At 59.9% G+C, this 20,783-nt stretch carries 12 protein-coding genes; 6 read left to right on the forward strand and 6 right to left on the reverse strand.

The annotated features are described in order from the left end of the window. Window positions 1-67 precede the first annotated feature (67 nt). Window positions 68-1,225: a glycosyltransferase WbsX family protein gene (locus PXH66_RS17080; protein ID WP_330930070.1), complete on the reverse strand. Its 1,158-nt coding sequence runs from the start codon at window positions 1,223-1,225 to the stop codon at window positions 68-70. Window positions 1,226-1,235: 10 nt separating this feature from the next. Beyond that, window positions 1,236-4,703 carry a TonB-dependent receptor plug domain-containing protein gene (locus tag PXH66_RS17085; protein ID WP_330930069.1) on the reverse strand — a complete coding sequence of 1,156 codons (3,468 nt, stop codon included), beginning with the start codon at window positions 4,701-4,703 and terminating at the stop codon, window positions 1,236-1,238. A gap of 574 nt (window positions 4,704-5,277) precedes the next feature. On the opposite strand from PXH66_RS17085, the gene PXH66_RS17090 reads away from it, so the two are divergent. The 5 genes from PXH66_RS17090 (at window position 5,278) to PXH66_RS17110 (ending at window position 11,163) form a co-directional block, all read left to right on the forward strand. Next, the gene (locus tag PXH66_RS17090; RefSeq protein ID WP_330930068.1) at window positions 5,278-6,069 is read left to right on the forward strand and encodes an AraC family transcriptional regulator; all 792 of its coding nucleotides are present in this window, start codon (window positions 5,278-5,280) and stop codon (window positions 6,067-6,069) included. Window positions 6,070-6,257: 188 nt separating this feature from the next. Then, on the forward strand, window positions 6,258-7,751 hold the full coding sequence (locus PXH66_RS17095; RefSeq protein WP_330930067.1) for a sulfatase-like hydrolase/transferase: 1,494 nt from the start codon (window positions 6,258-6,260) through the stop codon (window positions 7,749-7,751). An 8-nt stretch (window positions 7,752-7,759) separates the two neighbouring features. Then, window positions 7,760-9,295, forward strand: a complete 1,536-nt coding sequence (locus PXH66_RS17100; protein ID WP_330930066.1) for a sulfatase family protein — start codon at window positions 7,760-7,762, stop codon at window positions 9,293-9,295. A 90-nt stretch (window positions 9,296-9,385) separates the two neighbouring features. Then, window positions 9,386-10,957: a sialate O-acetylesterase gene (locus PXH66_RS17105; RefSeq protein ID WP_330930065.1), complete on the forward strand. Its 1,572-nt coding sequence runs from the start codon at window positions 9,386-9,388 to the stop codon at window positions 10,955-10,957. Window positions 10,958-10,962: 5 nt separating this feature from the next. Further along, on the forward strand, window positions 10,963-11,163 hold the full coding sequence (locus PXH66_RS17110) for a hypothetical protein (RefSeq protein ID WP_330930110.1): 201 nt from the start codon (window positions 10,963-10,965) through the stop codon (window positions 11,161-11,163). Between the two features lie 163 nt (window positions 11,164-11,326). Here the strand turns inward: PXH66_RS17110 and PXH66_RS17115 are convergent, their stop codons facing one another. Both PXH66_RS17115 and PXH66_RS17120 read right to left on the reverse strand, forming a co-directional pair. Beyond that, window positions 11,327-12,646 (reverse strand): neutral/alkaline non-lysosomal ceramidase N-terminal domain-containing protein, encoded by a 1,320-nt coding sequence (locus tag PXH66_RS17115; RefSeq protein WP_330930064.1) that lies wholly within the window; start codon window positions 12,644-12,646, stop codon window positions 11,327-11,329. Continuing rightward, complete coding sequence (locus tag PXH66_RS17120) at window positions 12,643-14,082, reverse strand: sulfatase family protein (protein ID WP_330932083.1); 1,440 nt, start codon at window positions 14,080-14,082, stop codon at window positions 12,643-12,645. The genes PXH66_RS17115 and PXH66_RS17120 overlap by 4 nt, the downstream gene beginning before the upstream one ends. A 294-nt stretch (window positions 14,083-14,376) precedes the next feature. Here PXH66_RS17120 and PXH66_RS17125 point away from each other — a divergent pair, with 294 nt between their 5' ends. Beyond that, window positions 14,377-15,810 carry a neutral/alkaline non-lysosomal ceramidase N-terminal domain-containing protein gene (locus tag PXH66_RS17125; RefSeq protein ID WP_330930062.1) on the forward strand — a complete coding sequence of 478 codons (1,434 nt, stop codon included), beginning with the start codon at window positions 14,377-14,379 and terminating at the stop codon, window positions 15,808-15,810. Window positions 15,811-15,820: 10 nt separating this feature from the next. On the opposite strand, the gene PXH66_RS17130 is transcribed toward PXH66_RS17125, so the two are convergent. Beyond that, window positions 15,821-17,182, reverse strand: coding sequence for a hypothetical protein (locus PXH66_RS17130; RefSeq protein WP_330930061.1), 1,362 nt, complete (start codon window positions 17,180-17,182; stop codon window positions 15,821-15,823). Window positions 17,183-17,302: 120 nt separating this feature from the next. After that, window positions 17,303-20,755: a TonB-dependent receptor plug domain-containing protein gene (locus PXH66_RS17135; RefSeq protein ID WP_330930060.1), complete on the reverse strand. Its 3,453-nt coding sequence runs from the start codon at window positions 20,753-20,755 to the stop codon at window positions 17,303-17,305. Window positions 20,756-20,783: the final 28 nt, after the last annotated feature.

The following is a 20,783-nucleotide window of genomic DNA, read 5'->3' on the forward strand; positions in this document are numbered from 1 at the left end:
TCTTTCAGCGAAGGCCCTCGGGAAACGCACCATTGTCAATTTATCCACTTCCCGGATACGATAAGTCTCAACGAGTAATCGAAGAATCTTCAGTCACGCGAAGCGTATCCCGGATGGCCTCCAGGAAAGCGAAGCCATTTACGGTGTCGGGCTCCAAGTAGCTCCCCTCAGTCCATTCGTTCCACGCGTTGATGGTGAAGATCTGTGGGGATGAGTCGTTGGATTCGGCCAAAAACGTCTTCATGGCCGCCACGACCCGCCGAAGCTCGACCGGTGAATTTTCGACCAGAATCGGGGTGTAAGGGTAGCCGATATCGTCATAATGACCGGCTTGATTTGTCCGTGGGCTGGGGTCCCAACCCACCGTCACATTCGGGATGTAGCGCAAGGCTTCCTGCCCCCTCAGACGCGACCAGTCGGCGATACATTGCTGGGCGTAACCGGGGAATTTCGTCGTGGGAAACTGGCGCATCTCCTGATGGTGAATCCAGACATAGGACGTAACACTATCAAAGCCCAATTGCTCGGGGCTCGCCGCACTGCTGCTGGTGGGCGCTTCCCCGGCCAGGATGACCTTGTCGAAGAGCACGGCATTGAGGTGAAGTTCACCGAGACCGGCGTGGCGGACGCGTTCGCGAAACTCTGCGAGCGCAGCGCGAGTGGCCTCTACCCCACCGAAGCCTTCAATCAACTTGGAAATCTGGTAAAACGAGACGTAGAGGCCTCCCTCCACCCGCCAGTAGGATGGGTGGGGGAAATAACGTTCAATCATTCGATCCGTGGCTTGCCGGAAGGCGTCGAGCGACAATGCGCCAGGGGAGAGGACGGGAGCCTCACCCGTCCCGGAATGCGGGTGGATGTGGGTCCAGTCGTGGTTCGCCCACATGATCGAGAACTTGAGCCGATCATTATTCGGTGCCTTAAGGAACCCCTTCTCGAGGGCCGCTTCGAGATAGGGGCCATCTTCATACCAATACCAATCGAAGATAAAGGCGGTCAGACCGTGGTCGGCTGCGGCGTCGATCTTGCGCGCCATGACCTGCGGGTCGGACTCATCCTCATAGCCCCAGAGAGGCTCCCGGGGCTGGTGATGGCCCTCAAACCGGGGTTTCGCTTCCTGCAAGAGATCCCACTCAGACCAGCCATGTCCATACCAGACGTCGTTCCTCTGGTCATGGCGGTGGTAGTTGGGGAAGTAGTAGGCTGCCGCCTGAATGTTAGACATCGATTCTGTATTAGAAGGTGAACGTGTTGGAGATGGACCACCGCTGAGGGGTCGCGATGCGCGCCGACGCCGTCTGACCGTTGGGCTGGGCGGCGACCGCGATGAGTTCATTGCCACCGAACGCATCCCGGACATTCAGTTGGATGCGCCAGGTTGCCCGGTCATTCAGGATCTTGCGCTGGTAGCCCAACCAGAAGTCGAAGTCCAACTGGTCCGTCGCGTAGATCGGCTTGGTGATGTCGTTGATCCAAACGCCGGCTTGATTTTGGGTCGGGGTGTAACCGATCGCCCCCTCATCCTGCCAACGGGCCGCTCCGCCCACGGTGAACCCGTTGAGAATCCCTTCGCGGAAATCATACGTGGTGATAAAGTTAAAGCGCCATTCGCGTAATTCCTGCACCGTCGAGCCATTGCTGGCCAAGGCGTTGAGGTAAGGGATCAAAATCTCGGTTTGATAACGCCCCCCCAAGCTGTTGGGACCGAAGCCATTGAAGTGCAAAATATCCTCCAAACCTTCCTGCTCCCGCACGGAGGTGGCCAAGTGGCCGTCGCCATCTTCAAAGAGCGATCGGTTGGCCTCAACGAAGGCCGTGAGATCAGCCCCCACGTTGGACCTCACCGCCTCGGTTTTGGCGGCATTGAAGATCATGCGCCAATTGCGAGTTGGATTGTAGGTGACCTCAAACTCCCAGCCCTCGGACACGATGTCGGCGACATTGCCCGAGTTGGGCGGCATCGTGGCCGACCAATTGCCATTACCGGGGTTCTGCGTGAACTGCCACCCCTCGGCCAGCAGCGGATCAACCGGGCGCAACCACTCCTCCGGCGTGCGCGCCGCGAACCACTGCTGGGCGAAAGCCTGCTCAGCGGCGGTGCGGCTCGGGTTGGGAACGTTGGCCTGGGCCGGATCCGACAGACCAGAGCGGAGCGGGAGATAGTTGGAGTCCCCGGGTTCGAAACCGAACCAGCGATTGACCACCACTTCACTGTTGAAGGCCCCGTTCTTAAGACCGTTCATGGCCCGAACGACATCGTTGCCCGCCCAAAAAACCGGATAAAACGTGGCTTGGTCGTTGGACTGAGTGGTGCGGTATTTCGTTACTTTCGCGAGGAACTTGCCATCCGCGAGTGACACCGAAAACGAAGTGTCCTCGGTCAAACCCGAGGGCGGGTCGAATTGCTGGCCGTAGACATTGGTCACCACGGCGGACGGGCGAAAATTCTCTGATTCGCTGTAGGCGAGGCTGAAACGCGTTCCGGCCGGGAACAGCCGGTTGATGAAATCCGGAGAGTGGGCGACCACACTCCACGACACGGCCGAATCCTTGGCGTAGATGTTCGGAGTTTCGGGCAGGGTCCAATTCGGATCAAACGGATCCGTTTGTCCGGTCACCGGAATATTCGGCGGACCGCCAGCATCGTAGAGCGAGAATTCGTCCTCACGCCAGCCCAGCAGTCCGACCACGTGGTCACTGAACAAATAGGTCTGCCACACGGCGGCGAAGCTCTCGGTTTCATCCGAGCTCTTGTTGGCGTTGGTGTAGAGCTTATCGAGGTCGCTGTTCGAATCGATGATGGTCAACGGCACCCGGTCCCAGGAACCGATCAGACTGTTGTAAATCAGACCTGTCGCGGTTTTGGCCGGCGTCTGATCAGCCACGATTCCGCCAATGTTGGCCCCCGGCGCTCGGCTCAGACCCGCGATGGACGGCCCGAGGTAATGGATTCCCGCCCAGGTTTGATACCCAGGAAATGAAGCTCCTTGCACCGGATCGCTGCCATACCGGTTCGTATCGAGGGTGTAACCGTAGCCGTTGTAGTAGCGGTCAAAGGTTTCCGCGGTCTGCTTGCCATAGGAACCGGTGAAAACATGCCGCCCCAAGTGACGAAGCAAACCGTCCTTCTCGGAAAAATCCAGATCGGCAAACACCGTGGCGCGGGTAAACTCACGTTCCTTCTCGCGGAAGCTGTTACCGCCGGAGTCGGAGGCAACAAAGGGTCGACCAAAGTTCGGGTTGGGCGAGCCATCGACCAACTTGGTCTGCATATCGACCCGAATCCAATTCTCGGTGTAGCTCAGGGCGTTGTAGAACTGTTCGGCGTTATACGACTGACGGTCATAAGAGACTTCGAACCCGAAAGCGTCCTGCAGGAAGGTCTGACGCGCCGTCGCGTTCAACGCCGAAAAATCGCGCCCTTCCCTCTTGTTCGGACCATCCAGCAGAATGTCGTAGAAATTGAAGATCGAGGGATCCATGATTTCCTGATTCCGCCAGAGCCCACCAAAGGCTTCACCCGCCGGCGCGTAGAGCTGATTGAGGAAGTGGTTCGGAAGTCCGCTCTTGGCGGCATAACCCGCCACCGCCCACCACTGCGTATACGGATCGCCGCCCCGAGTCTGCATGATCTCCGGTGTCCCGGCCCCACCTTGTGCGCCCGAGGCGGGGTCGGTGAAGACCGCCGTGGGCTGGCTGAAGGATCGCCCGGCCGCGTCGAGATGCGCGAAAAGAAAGGGGTTGGTATTGATCTCGCTCGTTCTCGCGGGATCGAGTTCTAGCTTGTTGAGAACATCAAACCAAGCCGTCACCCCATCGATCGGCGGGGTTGGTCGAGGCCGGTTGGCGTCGATCTCTCCGTCCTCATAGTGGAAGCTCAATTGCGTAAAGCCATTCCGCACCAAATGCGGTTCCCAGCTGAGCGACGCAAACAGCCGCTCGTCGTTTTCATAGGCGGGCTTCTGCTGGAAATTCTCGTGATCGAGCAACCCGATAACCCGAATCGCTAGGTTGGCCTCTGGAATCGCCTTGTTCAGATCGACGACGACCCGGTGGGAGTCAAAGCGAGCGTATTCATGCGTGAGCGAATAACCGTCCTTCGCCATGTTGGGCGTGCGCAGCTGGTTGTTGATGATGCCAGCCGGACTGCCCAACCCAAAAAGAATACTGTTGGCACCGCGTGAGATATCAACCCGAGACGTATTGTAGGCATCCATTGGGATGTCGGTCGGGAAAAAATCCCGTGTGAGATCCGCGCCGTTGAGCCCGCGCACCCGCGTCGATCGCTGCGGCTCAAGCAAGTATTCACCGGCATCGGAAAATCCACCACTGCCTAAACTCACGCCGGAGAAGTTACCTCCCACTCCACCGGTCTCAGTCCCGGGCGTGTAGATCAAAATATCCTCAACGGAGGTAGACCCGGTATCCAACATGAACTGTTCGTTCACGACACTTACCGCTGCTCCAACATCGGAGAGCTTCATCCGCAAACGCGAGCCGGCCAAGGTGTCGCCCACCTGATAGCCGCTGTCGCGTTCGCCACTGACTTCGAACGGAGAAAGCACGACAATCTCGTCTTCGTCCTCCCCGGTTTGACCAGTCGATGACGTGGTTTGAGCAAGCAGAGAAGTTTGCAGAGCAAACAAAGTAGTGGCGCAACACGCGCCACGAAACAAAACAGATTTGGATCGGGGTATGTTCATTTAAGAAGGGGTGTTAGGGGCTGATGGGACGCACGTTAATCGAGCGGGGTTGGGGGAAGCGCGAAGGAAAGGCGAGGTGGTGTGCCAGCCTGCCCAAAAGATAACACCCCTCTCTCCGACAGTATTGAACGATATCACCGTAACAGATAACAGAATACTCCGAATTCAACGATTTCACTCGGGGCACTCAAACCGGAGAAGGACTCTGCCGAGAACGGCCACCTCCCTAAGAAAGGATGAAATTTATCAACGGGCCGGCTCAATCCAGTCGAATTCAGTTACTTTTACTACTATCAGTAAACTACTTAGATACTTCCTCAGGCATCATCCCAATCCAGCCTGACATCTCTGGTGATTTATTCAGCGGATTGAAAAAACCTCACGAAGGTCCACCAAACCGGTGAACTTGCACCTTCACGCAATATTCCAACTTCGGCTTTGTTTCTTGAACAGCTGCTCGTAATGCCTCCAACTCCCGGCGTCGCCGATGCAGTCGCCCCACTATAGTCGTCAACATGTGAACCTGAGCGCAGGTGTGCCGTTTAGGGCAGTGAGCATCGACGATCACCCTGACGTGATTCAGCACGATCACTCGTTTCACGAGATCGTCATTGTGACTGCAGGATCCGCCATGCAGTCCACCGCCGAAGGGCATGAACAGTTGCAGGAAGGAACCGCCCTCATCCTTCAACCCGAGTCGTCGCACAGCTACAAACGAAGCAGCGGGTTCAACGTCGTAAACATCTACTATCTAGCGGAGTGGTTCCTCACCGACGTGAATGCACTGCGCGGTGTCGATCACCTGTTTTCCCTCTTCTTTGGCTCCGCCCTTTTCGAAAAAAAATTGGCGGCGCCCATCGTGCGCCTCGATCTCAACGCGGTGGAATTTGCACGACTCAAGTTGGAACTCCAACAAATGATCCAAGGGGAACAGGACAAGCGCTCACTACTGTATCGGGAAGCGTGTTTCCTCAAGATTCTGGATGATCTGGCTAATGCCTACGGTCGCCGCTTCGGGCGAGACCGGACCCGCCCCGTCCGCAATGAGGTCATCCGCGGCCTGGAGGTCATCGAACGCCAAGCCTACAAGGGTGGCTTTCATATTGCCGAAGTTTCGCGCCAAGCCGGTCTTTCAATCAACCAGTTTGAACGTCTTTTTCGAAATCACACGGGGATGAAACCGATCGACTATTTTCAGAAGATGCGGCTCAATCACGCCTGTCGTCGGCTGCTCAATTCAGGAGCCTCCATCGCAGAGGTGGCCTATGAATTCAACTACTCGGACGCGGCGCATCTGAATCGCTATTTCCGCCGATTTCTCAGCATGACCCCCGGCCAGTATCGCCAACAATACGGAGTCAGCTAGCTCCGCCCGATTCCCCCCCTGCGGGCAGACGACTCACCGATCGTAGTCACGGCCCGGAGAACCCCATGACCGATACCGAAAAGCACCCCGCACCAAGCCCGCCCACCCGAGCGCCTTATTGCAAAATGGTGATATCGTTCAAGATACCCCCTGAAGATTCCGCTAAGGTAACGTCCCCTTAGAATCCCATGAATCACCCCGCTCCCCCCCTCTCTTTCTTACGTTACCTGTTGGTGACCGTGATGCTCGGAATTCCGCTGGCCGCTCAAGCCGGGACCTCGCCGAAAACGCTGTCGGCCCAGCCCAACATCGTGCTGATCATGGCCGATGATTTGTCGGCCAAGGAATTTCAGCTCTATGGCGGACCCATTCAAACGCCCAACCTGGAGCGACTCGCCCATGGAGGCATGTTCTATCAGGCGGCGTGGTCTACCCCCTTGTGCGGTCCCTCGCGCGCCATGCTCATGACCGGCCGCTATCCTTTTCGCACCGGCTTCTACCACAATCAGGTGAAGCCACCCGATGCCGACCTTTGGCACCACAACATCCTTCTGCCCCAATTGCTGGGGCGCGCCGGTTATCACACCGCTATGTTCGGCAAAAACCACTTCGGCGGAGACGCCCGCTCGGACTACGGATTCGATGAGTCGCTCACCGTGGAGGACTGGCCCGGCTACGATGGTCCTTCACAGGGCCTTCCGAACGCCTCGGACGCCGGCATGTATAGCGTCCAGTGGTATTGGCACCCCGCCCTCCTGCACAACGGCGAGGGCATCCCGACCGGTCCCAAAGACTTCGGTCCTGACATCGAGGTCGATCACATCGTGGAATTCATCGGGGCCAACAAACATCGCCCGTTCTTTGTCTACTACCCCACAAACTTACCGCATCAGAACTACGTGCCCAGTCGCGGTCGCTGGGCCTATACTGACGTGCCCGAACGCGATGCCGACGGCAAGTTGACCGGCCAACGGATCGAAGGCTCGCTGGAAAGCAATGCCGCCTACGTGGATCACCTCGTGGGACGGATCGTCGCCGCGGTTTCCGAGGCGGGTTTGGCCGAGCAGACCATCATCATGTTCGTCACAGACAACGGCACCGCCGGCTACGGCAAGAACCACCTCGAGACCGACAAGGCCGTTCACGTGCCCTTGATTGTCAACGCACCCGGCATGATCCCTCCGACCGGATACGTGGACACCTTGGTCGACTTCACCGACTTTCTTCCCACCTTAGTGGACCTCGCCCACGGGGAACTCCCCTTCGACTACGCGTTGGATGGCCACAGCTTTGCTCCTCAGATTTGGGGCGATACGAAGTTCGAGGGCCGCAGCTGGATCTTCACGCAAATGCACCTGGCGCGGTGGTTCCGCGATCACGACTGGTTGCTGGATGGTAACGGACGATTCTACCGCATCGGCGATGCCCGGACCGAAGTCGAGGGCTACGAGGATGTGACGCTTTCCACCGACCCCGAGGTCATCGCCGCGCGCCGGCGTTTCGAAACCTATTCGGAGAAAACTCCGAAGCCCGATCTGGACGACCCCGAGGTCTACGCGCGCTGGCGGGACCTCCTCGAGGATCGAGTGGAATACAACAAGCTCGGCGACTTCGCCCCCTACCGACCGCCCTACCTGGACAACGAGATGAGCCCGACCGGCCCGGATCACCTCAGCCCCTAGCCGCCGTCTTGAACCGACCCGACATTCTTTACCTGGTCACCGATCAGCAGCGTTTCGATACCATCCGCGCGCTGGGAAACGCCTCGATCCACACCCCAAATCTCGATCGCCTCGCCGTGCGCGGGCTGACCTTCAACCAGGCCTATTCGCCGTGCCCGGTTTGCGTCCCCGCCCGCTACGTGATGCGCACGGGCTGCCAGCCCGCCACCACCGGTTTCTCAGAGCTTTGGCGGGATCGTCAGTTCACGGAGAGTAGCGTGCGCGAGCGCTGTGGTCCCTACCTGGCCGAACGCATGAGCGATCTCGGGTATCGCACCTTCGGGATCGGGAAATTTCACACCGATCCGTGGGACGAAGACCTCGGCTACGAGGACTACCTGCAAACGTGGGAACACTTCGGGAGTCCGGAGATGCGCGAGGCCGATCCTTACGCGCGATGGCTCGGGGTAAACCATCCCACCTTCGACTACCTCGAGGCGCTCTATGGTGAAAGAAGCGAGATGTATTACGTTCCCCAAACGCGTCCCCTCCCGGCCGAGCTCTGCGCGGAATCGTGGTGCACCGACCGCGCCATCGAGCGGATCAATGTGGGTCCATCCGACGACTCACGACCATTTTTCGGCATGGTTTCCTTCATCGGCCCCCACCCCCCGTTTGCACCTCCGTTGCCATTCAATCGCATGTATGATCCCGACCAGATGCCATCGCCCATCTGCGGTGATCGAACCGAAGACCATCGGGACGAACAAATACCGTGGATGAATCAGATCATCTGGGCCGAGGGAATCAGCGATCCGTTGGCCAGAATCTTGAAGGCACGCTACTACGGCGAGATCTCGTTCATCGATCGCTGCCTCGGCAGGATTCTCGACGAGGTGGAGGCGAGACCGGATCCCGATAATGTGCTCATCTGTTTCTGCTCCGACCACGGTGACCATTTGGGCGATCACCACGGTTGGCAAAAAGAGAGTTTCTTCGACGCGTCCGCTCGCATCCCGTTTCTCGTAAGTTGGCCCGCCCGCCTGCCTCGCAATGAACGCCGGGACGACCTCGTATCGCTCACCGATCTCTTCGGTCTGGCGACCGGCGCGGCGGGGAATCCCGAACCGCGTGAAGGCATCGATTTGCTTTCCACGATTCAGGACGCCCGCCACGGCCGCGATATGCTCTTCGGCACCCACAGCGAACCGGGCGGGGAGCGCTTCAAGATCATGGTCCGCGACCCGCGTTGGAAATACATCTTCATGGCAAACGGCGGCTACGAGCAGTTGTTCAATCTGCGGTACGATCCTCATGAGCTGCACAATCGCATCACGACGGAACCCACCCACGCCTCCCGACTCAAGGAAGCGGCGCAAAACCATTGCCGCCAAGGCAGCGCCCGGGACGCCGTGGACGACCGGGGAGAGCTGCGCCGTTTTCCCTTTAAGGCCCGTCAAACCGCCGCGCCCTACGGCACCGGAAACCGTGTCCTCCAATTCGACCTCTCCCGCGGAATCCGCGGCTTTTCTTCCCCCGCAGAATCTCACCGTGACCCGGGTTAGCATACAGAAGGATCGTGCCTTAGGTTTCCGCGCCGAATGGCCCGTTGCGAAACCCCGACCATCGCGTGCAACCCCATAACCCTCTCCATCGTGACTGCCCGACATTTCCTGCTCTGTCTCGCCTGCCTTTGCGGGGTCCAACTCTGCTTGGCTGACACGCTGCTTCCCGCCGTCTTCAGCGACCACATGGTTTTGCAACGCAACCAACCGTGTCGCGTGTGGGGTTGGGACGATGCCGGCCAACCGGTGACCGTTTCCTTCGCCGGTCAAACCCACCGCACTGTGTCCGGTGACGACGGCCGTTGGCAGGTGAACCTGGAGCCCACGGCCGCGTCATCCGCCCCGCGAGTTCTGCGCATCAGCGGCACCACGGAAGTCAAAATCAACGACGTGTTGGTCGGCGAAGTCTGGCTCTGCGCCGGCCAGTCGAACATGGCGCTGGCATTGCACAAAACGTGGAGTGGCGACCTCTCCGCTCTCGCTGCCGGTAACGCCCAACTTCGTCTGCTACGGGTGCCCCACGTGGGCAGCCCGGAACTCAAACGCGATTTCGAGGGCCAATGGGAACACGCCCTGCCGGCAACCGCAGCCAACTTCAGCGCAGTCGGCTATCACTTCGGGGAACACCTGCAGCGCATCTTGGGGGTGCCGGTCGGCCTGATCGACAACTCCTGGGGTGGATCAGCGATTGAGACTTGGATTAGCCGCGCGGCCGCCGAAGCGCACCCTCCGTTCGCTGATCGGGTCGACGAGCTGGTCAAACTCGAGACCTACCACCAATCCGCGGCCGCTTGGGAGGATTACGAAAACCAAAAATGCCAATGGCCCGCCGAACGCGAGCGAGCCATCGCGGAGGGTCGATACCCTCCGCCAGCACCGCAGACTCCGGATCAATGGCTCACCGGCAATAAGCGCCTCGGCAACGGCTTTGGGGGATCCGTGCACCCGCTCTTGGGTTACGGCATCCGCGGCGTGATTTGGTATCAAGGCGAGTCAAACGCCGGCCGCGCGGCCGACTACTACGACCAGTTCCCCTTCCTGATTGAGCAGTGGCGGAGCGAGTGGGGACAGGGGAACTTCCCCTTCTACTGGGTTCAGCTGCCCGGCTTCATCGGTTTCACGCCCGACACGTCTGCTCCCGGCGATGCCGCCTGGGCCGAGTTACGGGAAGCCCAGACCCGCGCTCAAACGCTGCCGCACACGGGCCAGGCGGTCACCATCGACCTTGGTGAAGGCAACGATATTCACCCCCGCCTCAAACTGCCCGTCGCGCAGCGGCTTCTTCGTCTGGCACTCCATCACGACTACGGTTTCAAGGACCTGTCGTATCGAAGCCCCGAATACCGCGACCATGCCATCAACGGCGATCGCGTCACGATTTCCTTCGACTGCTTTGGCAGCAGCCTGCGCACGATCAATACTGCGGATGTCCAAGGTTTCGCGATCTGCGGGGAAGACCAAATCTGGCACTGGGCGGAGGCCGAAATTGTCGGGGATTCCCAAGTCAAAGTCTGGGCACCGGGCGTGGACGGCCCCGTTGCGGTCCGCTACGCTTGGTCGAACAATCCGCCGGCCAATCTTATTACTACAGACGGCTTGCCGGCCACCCCGTTTCGCACGGACGATTTCCCGCTTTCCACGCGTTCGGTGAGCAAAAACTAGCCTCGATGGTCGTCATCGGCCCGAATCATGCGACAACCCCGCCGATCTGCGCCCAGGACTGCAACTACTGCTTCTTCCTCGAAAAGGAGGGCGCTGCCTTCACCCTGCGAGGCCTGCTAAAGGTGTCGTTGGAGTGGACGCTGGTGACGCTGGCCTACAACCTCAAACGCCTCCACAAGCTCGGCGCCGACTTCAAAACGGCCTGACAAGGGCTCGGCTGAGCCCCTTTCGTCGTCGCGATGGCTGTCTCCCGGGCCACTCCACTCGTGGGCGCGTCAGCCATGCGCCGCCTCCCATGATTTTCCGCTCCGCCGCCAACCTACCCACTCAGGTTGTCCATCTTGGCTAAATCCCAAGTCCGACAGACTGCTAGTTCGAATCGCCTTCCAAATATTGGGAAACCTGATGGGCGAGTTTCGGGGCAGCTCCGGGACCAAATGGGGAAACGCGCGGTTCGTAGCCGCCCAAGGGCAGTTCTTCATCGGTGAGCAGGTAGCCCAACCAACCGTTGGTATAGCCAAAATAGAAGGTGTGCTCCGCGGAGGATCGCGCCCTCACCTCCAACGCGACCTCACTGAAGAGCTCGAGCGGAGCGGACCAGATCGCCACATCCTCGCCGAAACGCAACAGACGCACCGGCAGCCTCACCGATTCCTTTCCAGCCGAATCCCGCCCCCCGAATACTTGCAGTGATTCCGTGAGTTCCAGTCCGGATCGACCTGGCAGGTCCACCACAATCTCCTCCAGGTCCAAATGCACTTCGCTGTGTTTGACCGCGATTTCGGCCGCGGCGGACAGAATACGATCGCCCAGCAAAAAACGAAACTCGCTCAGGTGTCCCGCCCGGGGATTGGGATAGACCGAGTAGAGCGGTGCCACATCGCCCGCCGCTCCGTTGACGAACAACATCGGCGCCCCCGTTTGCGCTTCCACGTAGGCGGACACGACCCCGGGAGCATCCCCGCTGATCACTTTGCTTTGCCCACCAAGCACGGTGCCATGGATCGCGTAATTGGCCACATGGGCGATCAAATCTCCGGACGTCGACTCCACCCGCAACAAGCCGATCCGACGATCGACGGGACCATCCGGATTCATGCCCAGTCGCACGGAGCCGTCGACATCGCGGGCCCGTCGGTTGATGTTGGCTCGGGACTCGCCCCAGCCCCAACCGATCCGAGCCGGTTGCACCTTGGCTCTCGCCTCGGCGATCGCCGCCAGCAGCGCGTCGACGATCTCGGTGGTATACGTCTCGTCCACGGCATGGTCGTATCTATCGGGCAAATACACTTCCGCCATGCCGGGCGGACCGATCTCGGGCGCGGAGTGCGTGTGCGTGAGTGTCCACCAAAATCCCAACCGGTCCACGCCCTGTTCGGTGGCCAGCCGGACGGCCGCCGTTTCATAAAGTTCGGGCGACATGACGCAGAATTCCGACGAGGCCAGCACCCATTCGTGTTCGCCATCATTCAAAACCAACACGCGGTGATGAATCGGGTCGTGCACGCCCGTCGACTCGCGCGGACCGTAGCCACCCAACATTTTGGGCTGGTCGGGCGTGATATCGATCGTCACGGCCGCCGCGCGCAATGGGCCGCCTCGAACCGTGCCGGCCAGCAACGAACACACCGCCGTCGCCACGACCAAACGGCGACGATTCCGGTTAAAACGAATTGAGGGTAGGGTCATGATTCGGGGAGTTGTTCAACCAATTGGTCGGGACCATGGGTGAGGTGATCGAGAAAGGCATCCAACTCCTCGCGGAGGCGGGCCACTGCTTCGGGATGCGATGCCGCCACATCGCGGGATTCGCTCGGGTCATCCAGCAAATCGAACAAGAGCGGCGGCTCGTGTTCCATCCGAGGCGTTTCCAGCCCAAATCCCAATTGGGTCGCAAGGTGCATTTTGAAACGAGTATCCCGAACCGCCCACACCGTCGTGCCTCGAAAAAACGGCATAAATCCCCGTCCGCCGGAAGCAGCCGTGCGCAACACCGGAGTGAGGTCAACGCCGTCGATCTGCCGGTCTTCCGGCACCGGCGCACCCGCAATCCGCGCAATCGTGGTAAACAGGTCTACGCCCGCGCCCAAATCCCGCACCACCGCCGGTGCCACCGTGCCCGGCCACCAGAATAGCGCGGGCACACGGTTACCGCCATCCCACGTTGACCCTTTGTCCCCGCGCAATGAACCCGCACTGCCCCCGTGACTGCCAAATACCGTCCAGGGCCCATTGTCCGAGGTGAAAACCACGAGGGTATTTTGCGCCATGCCCTGTTCCCGCAACGTGGTCATAATTCGACCCACACCGTCATCGAGTTCGGCCAACGCATCGCCATAGATTCCCGCTTCACTGCGGCCGGCGAATTCTTCCGATACGAACAACGGCACGTGCGGCATGTGATACGCGAGGTAGAGAAAGAAGGGCTGCTCGCCTCGTCGTCCGATGAAATCAAGCGCGTCATCCGTCGACCGACTGGTGAGCGTGCGTTGATCCACGGGGCGCTCCACGGTGATTTCGTTTCGCATCCACGGGATGTCCCAGTATTCGCTCCGAGGTTCGTAGAAAAGGGAGGTGTTCCAATAGTCCCGCCGCTGAAACGCCCGCCGCCAGGGTTTCGCCACCAGTTCGTCGTTGGAATACGGCGTGCCGGAAAATTCGTCAAATCCCTGCCGCGTGGGCAGGTAGCGCGGCAAATGCCCGAGGTGCCACTTGCCGATGGCACCGGTCGCGTAACCCGCCTCGCGCAGCACCTCGGCGATAGTGATCTCCTCCGGCGGCAACCCGCCCGCCGCATGCGCCGTGAGCACCCGACGACGGTTGCTGGTCATGCCGTTTCGCACCGGCCAGCGTCCCGTCAACATCGCCGCACGGCTCGGTGTGCAAACATTGGCCCCGGCGTAAAACTGCGTCCATCGCTGCCCTTCGGCCGCCATGCGGTCCAACTGCGGGGTGCGAAACGTGGGATGTCCGTAGGCGCCCAAATCACCAAAGCCCATGTCATCGGCGACAATGAGAATTACGTTGGGTCGATCCGAGGAGGTGACCGCGGCGAAGGCCGCGCACACCGACCCGAAAAACATCAACATCACTCGCCCCACAAACCTGAGATAGTCTCCCGTCATAATCCTAATTGAAATCATCGCAGGGCCTCTCCGCAGTCGAAGGGAAACGCTTGCAACGGGCATCCGCGGACATCCGGAAAACTCAGTTGGGGTGCGGGCAGCGACCACGAGCGTCAAGGTAGCACGTTCGTCCCGCCACGACTGCCCCGCGTGTCTCGATTGATCGCACTATCATATCAATGCAGCGCAACGGCGTGGCGCGCGCGGCGGTGAACACGCCCAAACGAGACGAAAGTCGCAGCGATTGCGTCCCGAAGTGTAGAAAACGGATCAAATCCCCCCCAGTCTCGCGCCATGCTTTCCCCAGTGCATTGTGGTTTTCCCGCTCGATCAACGTCCGTAAGCCGCCTGCGCCGATTCGGCATCCTGGGGGCGATGGCCGTCCTCGCGATCACCCGTGGGGCGATCGCCTCCCCCGCTCCCGGTGAGGTTTGGCAGATCGGCCTGGCCAAGACCAAAATCACCCCCACCGAGCCGGTCGTCATGGGTGGGTTTGCCTCTCGCCGCGATCCGTTCGTCGGCGTGATCCATGACGTCTGGGTGAAGACCATGGCGATCGAAGATCATACCGGCCATCGCGCCGTCTTGATCACGTGCGATTTCATCGGTTTTCGGGCCGTCAACGCCGACCCCATTTGCGCGGCGATAATGGAACGCACCGGGCTGGGCCGAGACCAGATCCTGCTGAACTGCTCGCACACCCACACCGGCCCCTCGCAGGCGGATTCGCCGACGACCGACAGCTACCTTCCCGCCCCGAAGGTGCGTGACCTCTACGACTACACGGAGTGGTTGAAAACCCAGGTTGTTGATACCGCGGTGGCGGCGCTGGAAAACCTTGCACCGGCCACCCTGGGACACGGGATCGGGGTCGCCCCGTTCGTGATGAACCGCCGCGAGCCCTCGCCACGCGGCATCGTGCTCGGCCACAACCCGAGCGGCCCCGCCGACCGCAGCGTGCCCGTGCTCAAAATCACGGACCTCGACGGCGAGGTGCGGGGCGTGCTCTTTGGCGCCGCCTGCCACAACACCACCATTCTCCCCACCGACAACCAGGTCTGCGGCGACTTCGCCGGCTACGCCCAGATCTGGCTGGAGGAAACCTATCCGGGTGCGCAGGCCATGTTCATGCAAGGATGTGGCGGCGATGCCGGCCCCTATCCCACCGGTAAACTCGAATACTCCCGCGCTCATGGCCAAACGTTGGGCGCCGAGGTCCAGCGCCTGATCGAGCAGGACGCCTTTCACTCCGTGCGGGGTGCGTTGCGCACGGGCTTTACCAAGGTCGAGCTGCCGCTGCGGGGAGCCATGACGCCGGCCGAGATCGCGGAGTTGCAACGCGGCCCCGCGCAATGGAAACGTTGGGTCGGGCAGAAAATGGCCGCGCGGCTGGAAAACGGTGACCCTTGGCCGGAAAGTCATCCGGCACCGCTGGCGGTCTGGCAATTTGGCGACGACCTGACGCTCGTCGGCTTGTCGGGCGAAGTCGTGGTCGACTACGTGGCCCGCATCGAAGAGGCCGTCGGTCCGCTGAACCTGTGGATCGCAGGCTATTGCAACGACGTCTTTGGCTACCTGCCCTCCGCGCGCGTATTGCGCGAAGGCGGTTATGAAACGCGCGGACTTTACAGCGGCGAGTTGTTCTCTCCCCGCGTCGAGGACGTGGTGGTGAACGAGGTCCGAGCGTTGGCCGAATCCGTCGGCCGATCCGTCCCCGAGCTCAACTAATCAGCGTCTTTCAGCGGTCCTCGGTCTTGGGCGGCTCGCCATCTCCGCGCAGGCATTGTCGACCGTAGATCAACACACACATGACCGCGCCGACGCCAAACGCCCAGGCCGCGCCTTTGATGGTCAGCATCGCCGCCACGATACCGGCAATACCGAGATCACGCTGACTCCGCGCTTCCCCCACGCCGATGCGCACGCTGACGTAGCCTTGAATCAGCAACGTGAGGGCGAGGGCTATACCGAGAATCGGCTGGAGCAATGAGACGATGGGCAGCAACAGCAGACCGGTATTGGTGCCCCAGCGAAACGAACCGGAACCACCGAAAATCGAATCCATCGCCTTGCGGCCCGCTTTGTAACGCTCCACCACCACGACCTGCATGGCCGCCCAAAGCGGACCGCACATGGTGATGTCCGGTCCCAGGAGGCTCATACAAAAGTTGCGGCCGCCGAAGAGCAGGTGGGAACGATTCGGATTGTAGTCGATCTTCTCATCCGGCCGCGCCTGATCACCTTCCGCCAGGATCGCCTTGCTTTGCAAAATGTCACCAAACAACACGATGTAGGTCGCCAGCACCGTGGGCAACGCGGTGAGGAACATCGACCACGGCGGTAGTCCCAAACCAAATACGGTGTAGTTTTGCCACAACCCCATGAAGTCCGGCCGACTGATCCCCCATTCAATTTTCGGCCACGCCACCTCGCCGACCAAGGGACCGACGAACAGCGCCATAAGAATCACCGGAAACACACCCAGCTTCGCCACCAGCGCACTCCAACGATAACGGGTTTTGAGCTGCTGAAAATGCAGCGAAAAGATCAGGTAAAACGCCGCGCCCACGCAGATCGAGATACTCCAGGGATACTGATCAAAACGTCCTCCCGCTTTGAATACCGCCGTGATCGCGGCGATGCCGGCCCCGATGATAATGCCCGACTTTATCGCCGGAGGAATCAGGCCCACCATGCGTTTGGCCGCGCCGGTCATACCGAGTCCAATCGACAGCACGCCCAACATGAGCTGAAACGCAATCAGGGCAAACACCCGCGCCTCCCCTTCGGGATACTGGGAACAGTAAGCCATGATCAACGGAATCGCCGGCGTGATCCATCCCGGCACGACGGGGTCGCCCAGCAAATGGTGAATCAGGTAGAACATGCCGTTCAACATCACCACCGCGAGCGCCACCTGAAACGGCATGCCCAGCAGTTCCAGCATGAGCGGAATCGCGGCGAGATCGACCGCGCACATCAACAGCCCCTGCACGTAGTCCGGCCACTCAAACCGGTAATGCACAAAGGGCAGGCGGAGCTTAAAAATGCCCAGCGCAAGGGAGGGGGCCTCGTCGCCGGGAATGCGGTGTTTTAACATGGGGGAGAAGCCGTGGGCGAAGCTCGTTCGGGCGATGGATGGGGAATGGAAAAAGCCGGCCTTGCGGCCGGCCGAAAACAGGACGGGTGGCGAGTCGCCCCACCACCCGTCGGAAACCAATCAGAAGGCGAAGGTATTGGTCAGGAACCAGGCCTTCTCGTTGGGAATACGAATGGTCGCGATGGAGCCGTCGGGGTTGGCCCGCACCGGAATGTCCTCGTCGCTGCCCAGCACGTTGCGGAGATTGAGTTGGACCTTCCAGTCGATCTTGTCGGTCAACTTGCGCTGATAGGACAACCACATGTCGCCGGCCCATTGGCTGGGAGCGAAGAACGGGTTGTTCAGGTCCGGCACAATACCCGCCTCGTCGGTGTAGATTTGACCGTAGCCGATGCCCACTTCGTCCTGCCAGCGCACCGCACCGCCCACGGAAAACCCCTTGAGCATGGTGTCCCGGCTGAAGCGGTAGTTCGTGACGAAATTCGCGCGCCATTTGCGTTGCTCCAGGGAGGTGGTGCCGTCCTTGGCCAGGATACCGTTGAGGGGCACCAAGACGAGACGGTTGAATTCGCCGTAAACGGTTTCGTTGGCGCCGAAGGTCGGGGAAACCCGGAGATCGCCCAAGCCGGAACTCTGAATGTTGGCGACAATCAGATCAGAGAGTTCCTTGGCCAGCGGCGCACTGTCGGACTGCACCGTCTCCTGCTTGCTGAGGTTGAACATCAGGCGCCAGTTGGGCGTCGGGTTGGTCACGAAGTCGACTTCGAACCCCTTGGCCTTGACCGAAGCCGTGGCGACCTGACCACCAAACGAATCACTCTGCACCTGGTAGGTTCCGTTGATCTGTTCCACGCGGTAATTGAACTGCTGTTGCAGCTCCGCCGGGATCAGACCGATGATGGCTGCTTCCAGCTCTGCGTAGGAATTGATATTGGGAATCGGGTCGCTGGAGAGACCCTCCGTCGCGGCCGCCTTGGTTTGCTCGAACGTCCACCCGGTGTTGAGGGGCTCGGCGATCATGCGCTCCAGACGATAGGCCTGACGATTGCTCACCAGCGCCGCATTCAAGCCGGAATTAGCCCCGGAGGAAGTGGTTTCAAACCAGTTGAAACGCAGGTGGTGCTTCTTGGCCAATTCGACGGAGAAGCCCATTTCGCTGGTCTCGCCCGTGGGAGGGCCAATGACCTCGAGGTTGACGTTGCGACGGAGGCCCGCGGGGGAGAAGTTCTCCGACTCACCCCAATGGAAGCTCAAGCGGGGAGAAAGCGGCAAGCCCTCGGTCCACGCATCGGGCACGTGGGCGACCACACTGGCGGTGAAGGTGTCACCTTCTTCCACCGAACTGGGTTCGTCCTGCAGGAAGTAGTTTTCCACCTTCAGATTGCCGTCGTCCTGGAAGGTGCCGGCGGAACCCGAGAGATCGACCACTTGGCTGGCGGTGAGCGCCTCGTAGCTGGTGGCCTCGTCCGTGCGCCAACCGAACAGACCGATCAGGTGGTCCGACAGCAGCCGACTTTGCAGGGTGAAGGCTTGGGACTCGATGGTGTTCTGCGACACATTGCCGGCGTAGTTGATCCCCTCGACGTAGAAGTTGTTGTTCTTGATCGAGTCATCGGTGCGGGCGCGACCGGTGGGCCCTTGATACCAGAGGTTGTAGGAGTCACCGATCTGTGGCACAGCGATATTGATCGGACTGATGCGAACATCCTGAGGTCCGGAGGCCGTAAGGGCGCTGGGACCGACATAGGCGATACCCACGACCGTGCGGAAGAAAGCTCCGGCGCGACCGGAGAACGCGCTCCCCACTGGCACTTCGTCGGTGTTCCACGACGCTCTGTGGTAGCGGGTTTCCACGTCGGAAGTCTGCTCACCATAAAAACCGGTGAGGGTGTGGTTGCCCAGGATTTTGCCCCAGCGGCTATCCATGATATCCTCAAAATCAAACTTGTAGAAGGCCGTGGCGCGCACCGCTTCACGGTCGATTTGATTCTGCTTGTAACCACCGAGGTCATTAATGCGGACGAAGGGACGGCCCAGGTTCGGGTTCGGGTCGCCGTTACCGAGATTCTCGGAAATATCGATCTGAATATCGGCGTTAGAATAGATGGAAACCAACGAGTCATCCACCGGAGTCTGCCAATACGGCGTCCACTCCTGCTGGTCATAGGAGATTTCGATACCGGCATTGCGGTTTTTGAAGAAGAGCTGCTCGAACGTCACGTTGACGGTTTCGAAGTCGCGATCCACATACGAGGTATCACCCGAGAAGAGTTCGTTGTGATAGTCGAAGACATTGCGGTCTTGAATCGATGGATACACAAAACCCACCGCGTAACCCTGCCCTTCAAAACCTTGGGTGGCGAACCACTCGTAACGTTTAGCCCCCGGGTAAAATGTCAGGCGCCCCTGCAAGCCGTTGGCATTGGGATAGGAAGCGGAGCCGGCGTTGGGCACTTGATCGTCCGGATTCTGAAACACCAGCGCGCCTTGGTCGAACACCGAAGTCCAGGCGATGGTCGGCGTGGTGGCGGTGTTGATGGTGCCGTTGGGCGCCGTGTTGATATTCACGGTGTGTTGCGACTCAAAGTCGGTGGTAAAAATCTCCGGAATCAACGCTCCGGTGTAGGGCTCATAGTAGTCGCGCGGGAGCGTGCTCCACCAGTTGTTGTAGAGATTGCGCGGCGGCACCACCATCGCAGGGTTGCTCTCCATATTGCCCTGCTCGTAGTTGGCGCGAATGACCGTGTTACCCAAAAAGTCGCTGTTTTCGTTTTTGAACAGCACGGCTTCGATTGCGGCATAGATGCGGGCGTCATTTTGGTAAGCGGGCTTCTGGTCGTAGTTCCGCGCCTCATCCAGTCCGGCGACCCGGATCGCCAACCGATCGGGAATCAGCATCTGGTTCAGGTCAAACGAGAGCCGATGGGTTCCATTGTCCCCCACCGTGGCCTTCACCTCACCGAAGTTTTTGCTGACCTGAGCCTTGTTGAGCGAATTATCGATGATTCCGCCGGGTGAGCCCACGCCGAAGAGAATCGCATTGGGACCACGATTGATCGTCACCTGGGTCGAATTGTAGGTGTCGAACGGAATGCTGGTCAGAAAGAAGTCACGTGTCAGCGTGGCTTCACCCAAACCACGCACCCGTTGATTGGTCTGCGGGTTGATCCGCGCCGCGTTTTGGTCCGAGCGGTTGCCGCCGGAGTCCGATCCGCCGCCTGCAAAATTACCCTGCGTGCCACCGGTCTCCGTGTTCATTGTGTAGCTCAGCAAGGTGCTGGCATCCGTGGCTCCCAAATCATCCATCAGCTCCTTGGTGACCACTTGGATGGCGGAGCCGACGTCGCGCAACGGCATGCGCAGTCGCGATCCTGCCAAGGTGGCGGTCGCACGATAGCCAACATTGGAATCCTCCTCGAGGACGAACGGGCTCATCTGGAGCACTTCGTCGTCGGTTTGAGAATCCTCTTCGTTTGCGGGGTTGGATTGCTGGGCGAGGGATATGCTCGCAAGTGTCACCATGGAGCAGGAGCCCAAGGCCACACGAAATAAGTTCTCTAGTGTCGTTTTCATAGTCGGTAGGGGTGTCAGGTAATTGTGG

It is taken from the genome of Synoicihabitans lomoniglobus (genome assembly GCF_029023725.1).
In the GTDB taxonomy this organism is placed as follows: domain Bacteria; phylum Verrucomicrobiota; class Verrucomicrobiia; order Opitutales; family Opitutaceae; genus Actomonas; species Actomonas lomonigloba.

Excerpts from the sequence above, each read along its gene's own strand:
- PXH66_RS17135 (WP_330930060.1), bottom strand. The coding sequence starts at position 20,755 with ATGAAAACGACACTAGAGAACTTATTTCGTGTGGCCTTGGGCTCCTGC.
- PXH66_RS17095 (WP_330930067.1), top strand. The coding sequence starts at position 6,258 with ATGAATCACCCCGCTCCCCCCCTCTCTTTCTTACGTTACCTGTTGGTG.
- PXH66_RS17130 (WP_330930061.1), bottom strand. The coding sequence starts at position 17,182 with ATGTTAAAACACCGCATTCCCGGCGACGAGGCCCCCTCCCTTGCGCTG.
- PXH66_RS17115 (WP_330930064.1), bottom strand. The coding sequence starts at position 12,646 with ATGACCCTACCCTCAATTCGTTTTAACCGGAATCGTCGCCGTTTGGTC.
- PXH66_RS17120 (WP_330932083.1), bottom strand. The coding sequence starts at position 14,082 with ATGACGGGAGACTATCTCAGGTTTGTGGGGCGAGTGATGTTGATGTTT.
- PXH66_RS17125 (WP_330930062.1), top strand. The coding sequence starts at position 14,377 with ATGCTTTCCCCAGTGCATTGTGGTTTTCCCGCTCGATCAACGTCCGTA.
- PXH66_RS17080 (WP_330930070.1), bottom strand. The coding sequence starts at position 1,225 with ATGTCTAACATTCAGGCGGCAGCCTACTACTTCCCCAACTACCACCGC.
- PXH66_RS17085 (WP_330930069.1), bottom strand. The coding sequence starts at position 4,703 with ATGAACATACCCCGATCCAAATCTGTTTTGTTTCGTGGCGCGTGTTGC.
- PXH66_RS17110 (WP_330930110.1), top strand. The coding sequence starts at position 10,963 with ATGGTCGTCATCGGCCCGAATCATGCGACAACCCCGCCGATCTGCGCC.